The following is a 6,827-nucleotide window of genomic DNA, read 5'->3' as shown; positions in this document are numbered from 1 at the left end:
CCCTGACACGCAGCGGGCCGCCTTCCCATGGGCCTTGGACTATCGCAGCGCGTCGGCGAAGAAGTCGAGTGACCGGTCGACCTCGGCGAGAGCCGGGGTCCGGTTGAGATGGCCGTGCGGCATACCGGCGGCCAGGTAGGTGCTGACCTCGACCTCGGACGCGGTCAACTGCCGCGCCAGGAGCTCGGCCGACGGCCGGAGGTCGTCGTATTCGGAGAGCAGCAGGTGAACGGGCGGGAGACCGTTCAGCGGGGCCGCGCCCGGCAGTGCGTGGCGCGGGAGGTCGGTGAGCCGGCCGACATAGTTCTCCACCATGAACTCGACGTCCGCCGTGGTGAACCGCATCGTCGGCGGGAGGGTCGCCATCTCGGCTGCCGTCGTGCTGTCCAGGGCCGGGACGGGGAAGTGCGCGAACGGGTAGGCGAGCAGGAGGAGATCGGCCGGGCGCAGTGCTTCCACCCGGTGCCGCAGGGCCGCGGCAAGGGCCAGCGCCGCGCCCGCGCTCGCCCCACCGAGGGCCACCAGCTCGGCGTCGGCGGCCCGTTCGGTCCTGAGCCACCGCCACGCGGCGCACACGTCGTCCAGCGGCACCGGGTAGCGAACGCCGCCGACTGCCAGCCGGTAGTCGACGGAGACCACCACGGCCCCCGCCCGTGCCGCCAGTTCGGCCGCGACGACGTGCGCCTCCGGCATGTCGAGGTCGCCGCCGAGGAAGCCGCCGCCGTGCGCCCACAGGACGGCCGTGGAACCAGGGCGCCGCGGAGCGTACGTCCTTACCGGCACCGGGCCATGAGGGCCGGCTATCTCGCCGTCCTCGACCACGACATCCGGTTGTGCCCATTCCGCCGGATCCCGCATGAACTCGCCGAACCGCAACTGCGCGTCCGGGTCGGCGAGATCGGGGAACGTGATGCCCGCGAGGAGGTGCAGTCTCTCCGCGAGATAGGGGTCGAGGGGCATGGTGACCGTCTTCCGTGACGACTGGACAAGGGGCAGCGGACGTACCCATAGGGGCACGTCAAAACAGCGATGGTCGCCGGCGGCCGCAGCCGGTGCCGACCACTTGAGTCGGTCTGGCCTCCGCCGCGGGAGCTCGGAACATGACGGCCCGGGCCGTCACGCCGACTCGCGGACCTCATCGCCCGTGCGGTCGCCCGCAAGCCCAAGCTCATCATCTGCGACGAGCCGACCAGCGCCCTCGACGTCACCACCCAGGCGGCCGCGCTGGACCTCCTGTCCGAGCTTCAGGACACGCTCGGGTGCGCGTACCTGTTCATCACGCACGACCTCGCCGTCGTCAAGGAGTTCGCGGCCCGCACCCTGGTCCTGCAACACGGGCGCATCGTGGAAGAGGGAGGAAGCGTCGACGTCTGCGACCGGCCGCAGCACGAGTACACCCGGCGCCTGGTGGCGGCCGCACCCGTCCCCGACCCGAACCTGCAACGCATGCGCCGCCAGCGGCGGTTGGGGGTGGCAGCGACCGCATGACAGTCGGCCCGAACCGGCCGCTTCAGCCCTCCAGCGACTCGTGGTCGAACCAGTCGAAGTGAACTGAGCCGACTGAGGCGAACATGCCGAAGACCCGGCCCGTGAAGCCGCCGGCGACCTCCGTGGACAGGTACCGGCCGTCCAGCGAGGCGAGTTCGACGAAGGTGCCGTCCGGGTCCTCGAAGCCGAGCGAGACGAAGTCGGGGCCGGTACGCGCGTCGTTCACGGTTTCCACGGGAGCCACCTCAACGCGGAGCACCACGGGCCCCGGGGGCACCGGCCGGGATGCCACGACGGTGTTCAACGGGCCGATGCGGGCGCGGACCTGTACCTGCCCGGACGTGACCTCGACGGAGTAGTGGTGGCTCTCGTCGAGGCGAACAGCCAGTCCGCCCTGTCCTTCCGCCGCGTCGACCAGGGTGCGCACCCGGCACGACGGATGTTGCTGTCGCCGGCCCACGAACGTCACGTCGGCGTCGTCGAGCGATCCGCCACGCGCACGCAGGGTCAGCCAGCCGGGCCGTTCCTTGGTGGTGCAGTCCTCCGAGGGGCGCTGACGCAACGAGATCCAGTACGGTGCCAACTCGGTCATGTCGAAGTCGTCCCGGCGTTCCGGCACGACGGCAGGTGGCTGGAGGGGCCAGGGCGGTGCGGGCATGACGGGCGACAGTTCGCCGACGACGGGCCAGCCGTCGACCCACTCGACCGGCACCAGGTAGGTCTCCCGGCCGAGTACGTGCCAGCCGGGGGTGCCGCCGCCCGGCCGTACGCCGAGCAGCACCATCCACCACGAATCGTCGGGTCCCTGCACCAGGTCGGCGTGGCCGGTGTTCTGGATGGGGTGGTCGGTGCTGCGGTGGGTCAGGATCGGGTTGGCCGGGCAGGGCTCGAACGGGCCCGTGGGTGTGCGGCCTCGGGCGATCGAGACTCCGTGGCCCCGCTCGGTACCGCCCTCGGCGATGAGCAGGTACCAGTGGTCGCCGATCCGGTAGAGGTGTGGTGCTTCGGGGGCCTTGGCGCCGGGCGCCCCGGACCACAGCTGCCGGCGCGTGCCGAGCGTCTCCCCGGTGTGGGGGTCGAGGCGGATCTGTCCGACTCCGGCGGTGGTGCACCAACAGGTGCCGTCGTCGTCCCAGGCGATGTCCGGGTCGATGCCGTGCACCTCGGGCAACCGGATCGGCTCGGACCAGGGGCCGGCCGGGTCGGTGGCCGTGAACAGCAGATTGCCGTCGCCGCTGACGTTCGTGACGATCAGCCAGAAGCGGCCGTCGTGGTGGCGCAGGGTGGGCGCGTAGATCCCTCCGGAGGAAGCCGTGTCCAGCGGCAGACGCAGTTGGCTCGGTCGGTCGAGCGCGTTGCCGATCTGGGTCCAGTGCACCAGGTCCCGGCTGTGGAGGATGGGGACGCCGGGGAAGTACTCGAAGCTGGAGCACGCGATGTAGTAGTCGTCGCCCGCCCGGCAGATGGACGGATCGGGGTAGAAGCCGGGGATCACCGGGTTGCTGATGGTGTTCCCCGCCTCGGACACGCTCGACACCTTCATCGGGTCCTTTCGCTGTGACGAAAGTTTCTCAGCCAACGACGGATAGTTTCCCGAGCAGGCTAGCCACGGGCCGTCCTGACGGTCAATGGCCTCGCGGGTCAGCTCCTGGGGGGAGCTGTGCTGGCCCGGACCGTCAGGGTCGTCGCGATCTCCAGGCCGGCCTGGGGTGCGGCCTCGCCCCGGCCGAGCGTGAGTGCCAGTTCGGTCGCGGCCACGGCCATCTCGGTCAGGGGCTGGTGAACGGTGGTCAGGGGCGGGTCCACCCACGCCACGACCGGCAGGTCGTCGAATCCGACGACACTCAGGTCGTCGGGGATACGCAGACCGGCCTCGCGTGCCGCCTGGTAGACACCGAGCGCCTGCAGGTCGTTGGTCGTGAAGATCGCTGTCGGGCGCTCGGGCAGCGCCAGCAGGGATCGCGCCGCCTCGTAGCCGTCCTCGCTGGTGAGTGGCGCGGGCACGACGAGTTCCGGCTCGACCGGCAGGCCTGCGGACTGCATCGCGGAGCGGTATCCGTCCAGGCGGGCGCAGCAGTACAGCTGGTCCTGCGGGCCGCCGATCATGGCGATGCGGCGGTGTCCGAGTTCGGTGAGGTGGCGGGTCGCGGCCCGGCCTCCGGACCAGTTGGTGGCGCCCACGAACGGGACGTCGTCCGGCAGTTCCGTGGCCGGGTCGACGACGACGAACGGGATGCCCTTCGCCCTCAGTTGCTCCCGCTCGGCCTCGGAGAGCTGGGCCACGGACAGGACGCAGTTCGGGCGCCGGGAGACGGTGTCGTCCCAGGTGAGCGGGTCCGTTTCGTGCAGTCCGAACTCGGACACCATGACGCCCACGCGGTGTTGGCGGGCCACCCGTTCGACACCTCGGATGATCTCGACCGCCCACATGTGCTTGAGCTCGCGGAACACGAGTTCCACGACGTTGTTCCGGTGGGCACCCGTCGGCTTGCGGTAGCCGTACCTGCTGACCAGTTCCTCGACGCGTGCGCGTGTATCGGCGGAGACGCCGGACTTGCCGTTGATCACCTTGGACACGGTGGGGACCGAGACCCCCGCCGACTCGGCGATGAACGCGATCGTGACCGGCCGGGACGTATCGCCCCCCTCGTCGTTCCTGTCCACCGGCCCGTGAGCCGCGTAGTCCGCCAAGGTCGCCCGCCCGTCGTCTGGATGTGCCCGGCTCATTCTGGCATCTCCTACCGCCGCACCTGTGGTCTCCGGCACAACCTCATGTTAGTTTCTCCGCCGCAAAGAGGGAAACTTTCCTTCTCTGAGTTGTATCTCTGTCGGCTTCCGGCCGACCCCACGTGTCGCACACCCCCCAACCAGAAGGTGCACGTGATGACGAGAAGACTCGCAAGCTTTCTTCCGCTACGACGCCGGTCGTCGCACCCCCCACGGAGACTGACGGCACTCGTCCTGGCGCTCGTCCTGCTCCCTCTGCTGCCCGCCACCGCGCGGGCCGCCGATCCGCCCGTTCCCCCGGCCAGTTCCCCGGCCGCCCGCAGCGCGGTGGCGGCCATGCAGCCCGGATGGAATCTCGGCAACACCTACGACGCCATCCCCGACGAGACGTCCTGGGGCAACCCTCCGGTGACCCGGGCCCTCTTCCAGAAGGTCAAGTCGCAGGGCTTCAAGAGCATCCGCCTGCCCGTCACCTGGGGTATCCACCAGGGCGCCGCCCCCGATCACAGGATCGACGCGGCGTGGATGGCGAAGGTGCGCCAGGTCGTCGACATGGCGCTGGACGAGGACCTGTACGTGCTGCTCAACATGCACCACGACTCCTGGATGTGGGTGAACAACCTCTCCACGGACCACGACGCCGTCCTCGCCCGCTACCGCGCCACCTGGACGCAGATCGCGGCGGAGTTCCGGGACAGGTCGCCCAGGCTGGTGCTGGAGAGCATCAACGAGCCCACGTTCGGCAACACGTCCGGCGACGACGAGAACTACCGGCTGCTGGCAGAACTCAACAAGGTCTTCCACCGGATCGTCCGTGAGTCCGGCGGCGGCAACGCGAACCGTCTGCTCGTGCTGCCCACCCTGTACACCAACGCCGACCAGGGCCGCCTCGACGCGCTGGCCGCCGAGCTGGCGGACCTGCGCGATCCCATGGTGGCCACGACGGTCCACTTCTACGGCTGGTGGCCGTTCAGCGTGAACATCGCCGGGTACACCCGGTTCGACGCCACCTCGGAGCAGGACCTGACCGCCACCTTCGACCGCGCGTACAACACCTTCACCGCGCGCGGCATCCCCGTCGTCGTAGGCGAGTACGCCCTGCTGGCCTACGACCACAACCGCCCCGGCATCATCCAGCGGGGCGAACAGCGCAAGTACTTCGAGTTCCTGGGCGACTACGCCCGTCGGCGGAACCTCACCACCATGCTGTGGGACGCCGGTCAGTTCCTGAACCGCAACACCCTGCAGTGGCGCGACCCGGAGCTGTTCGGCCAGATCAAGTCGAGCTGGACCACCCGCTCAGGGACCGCCTCCAGCGACATGGTGTTCCTCCCGAAGTCGGGCGCCCTCACCAGCCAGGACCTGACGCTGAACCCGAACGGCACCGACTTCCAGGGACTGCGGCACGGCTCCCGCAATCTCCTGCAGGGCAGGGACTACACCGTCTCCGGCAACCGGCTCACACTGACGGCCGCCGCGCTGACCGAGCTGGCCGGCGACCGGGCGTACGGGGTCAACGCGACGCTGGAGGCCAGGTTCTCCCGGGGTGTCCCGTGGCGGATCGACGTGATCACCTACGACAGACCGGTCCTGTCGAACGCCTCGGGAAACACCAGCAGCCTCTCCGTCCCGACCCAGTTCCGGGGCGACATGCTCGCGACCATGGAGGCCAGGTACGACGACGGGAGCAACGCGGGCCCGGCGAGCTGGACTTCGTACCAGCAGTGGGACACCGCGTTCTCGGCCTACACCGGCGACTCCATCAAGCTGACCGCCGAGTTCTTCACCTCACTGAGGGACGGCTCCCGGGTGACTCTCACCTTCCACTTCTGGAGCGGTGCCAAGGCGACGTACTACGTCACCAAGTCGGGAAGTGCCGTGACCGGCTCGCCCGCCTGAGTCTCACCGCCGCGCGGCCGGCCCACGGCCGCGCGGCCCCGGGACCACCGCCCCAACTCCGCCTGAGCACGGCGGTTCTGGTCGACTGCCTCGACCTGCCGGGCCGGGCAGTCCGTCGGCCCGTCGGCGGTGAAGCTGGTCGCGCCGCGTGCGCCCCGCTTGACGACCACTTCGTCGACACCTGCGGACAGGATGTCGTGCACGGCCTCGGATTCGCCTGCGTCGGGCCGTTCCAGCACCAGCGGCAGCTCGTCCTCGGAGGCGACGAGCAGGTCGGTGTGCGCCGGCATCGGCCGTAGAACGGTGCGTGCGCGGTCAGCGGTCCACAGCCGGGAGCGGTAGTTGACGTTCGAGGCACACCGTGATGCCGCCGACAGACCGAGCGCCGGTGTGATGCCGGTCAGATGCAGGATGCGGGATCCGGAGGCCAACGCGGGCAGTACGTCGGCCGGTGTGACGGCGGAACCGGCGCGGTAGTAGCTGACGCGCGTGAGCGTGCCCAGGCGGAGTTCGGTCAGCGGCAGTCCCGTGGGCCGGCCGGTGTCGTCGGTGATCACGTGTTCGGTGTCGATGCCCTCGGCGCGCGTGCGCAGGACCAGCGCGCCGAGTTCGTCCGCACCGACCCGGCCGGCCCAGCGCACCCGGTGTCCGAGCCGGGCGAGGCCGATGGCGACGTTGGACTCGGCTCCCGCCACGGACAGGCCGAGACTGCC

Annotated in this window: 7 protein-coding genes; 2 read left to right on the top strand and 5 right to left on the bottom strand. The window is 70.0% G+C overall.

Annotation, left to right across the window (positions count from 1 at the left end; genetic code table 11):
• Positions 1 to 39: 39 nt before the first annotated feature.
• Entirely contained in the window at positions 40 to 960 is a 921-nt protein-coding gene (locus ACFU53_RS45510) for an alpha/beta hydrolase fold domain-containing protein (RefSeq protein ID WP_384005977.1), read from the bottom strand.
• Between the two features lie 156 nt (positions 961 to 1,116).
• The gene (locus ACFU53_RS45505) at positions 1,117 to 1,335 is read right to left on the bottom strand and encodes a hypothetical protein (RefSeq protein WP_384005975.1); all 219 of its coding nucleotides are present in this window, start codon (positions 1,333 to 1,335) and stop codon (positions 1,117 to 1,119) included.
• Between the two features lie 9 nt (positions 1,336 to 1,344).
• Between ACFU53_RS45505 and ACFU53_RS45500 the strand changes: the two genes are divergently transcribed.
• Positions 1,345 to 1,488 carry a hypothetical protein gene (locus tag ACFU53_RS45500; protein ID WP_384005973.1) on the top strand — a complete coding sequence of 48 codons (144 nt, stop codon included), beginning with the start codon at positions 1,345 to 1,347 and terminating at the stop codon, positions 1,486 to 1,488.
• A gap of 22 nt (positions 1,489 to 1,510) precedes the next feature.
• Here ACFU53_RS45500 and ACFU53_RS45495 read toward each other — a convergent pair whose 3' ends face one another.
• Together ACFU53_RS45495 and ACFU53_RS45490 are read right to left on the bottom strand one after the other, a co-directional pair.
• Positions 1,511 to 3,031: a glycoside hydrolase family 43 protein gene (locus ACFU53_RS45495; protein ID WP_384005971.1), complete on the bottom strand. Its 1,521-nt coding sequence runs from the start codon at positions 3,029 to 3,031 to the stop codon at positions 1,511 to 1,513.
• A gap of 98 nt (positions 3,032 to 3,129) precedes the next feature.
• Positions 3,130 to 4,215, bottom strand: a complete 1,086-nt coding sequence (locus tag ACFU53_RS45490) for a LacI family DNA-binding transcriptional regulator (protein ID WP_384005970.1) — start codon at positions 4,213 to 4,215, stop codon at positions 3,130 to 3,132.
• Positions 4,216 to 4,371: 156 nt separating this feature from the next.
• On the opposite strand from ACFU53_RS45490, the gene ACFU53_RS45485 reads away from it, so the two are divergent.
• Positions 4,372 to 6,114 (top strand): cellulase family glycosylhydrolase, encoded by a 1,743-nt coding sequence (locus ACFU53_RS45485; protein WP_384005968.1) that lies wholly within the window; start codon positions 4,372 to 4,374, stop codon positions 6,112 to 6,114.
• Here the strand turns inward: ACFU53_RS45485 and ACFU53_RS45480 are convergent.
• Positions 6,069 to 6,827 (bottom strand): sugar kinase (locus tag ACFU53_RS45480; protein ID WP_384005966.1); only part of this gene is annotated, 759 nt, incomplete at its 5' end. The two genes, ACFU53_RS45485 and ACFU53_RS45480, sit on opposite strands and share 46 nt — an antisense overlap.

Origin of the sequence: Streptomyces sp. NPDC057474 (genome assembly GCF_042802555.1) — a bacterium.
Taxonomy (GTDB): Bacteria; Actinomycetota; Actinomycetes; order Streptomycetales; family Streptomycetaceae; genus Streptomyces.
This window is presented reverse-complemented; position numbering and strand designations above follow the sequence as displayed.

What these genes read in the sequence shown, in the direction of transcription:
- ACFU53_RS45510 (WP_384005977.1), bottom strand. Translation starts at nt 960, where the DNA reads ATGCCCCTCGACCCCTATCTCGCGGAGAGACTGCACCTCCTCGCGGGC.
- ACFU53_RS45495 (WP_384005971.1), bottom strand. Translation starts at nt 3,031, where the DNA reads ATGAAGGTGTCGAGCGTGTCCGAGGCGGGGAACACCATCAGCAACCCG.
- ACFU53_RS45490 (WP_384005970.1), bottom strand. Translation starts at nt 4,215, where the DNA reads ATGAGCCGGGCACATCCAGACGACGGGCGGGCGACCTTGGCGGACTAC.
- ACFU53_RS45485 (WP_384005968.1), top strand. Translation starts at nt 4,372, where the DNA reads ATGACGAGAAGACTCGCAAGCTTTCTTCCGCTACGACGCCGGTCGTCG.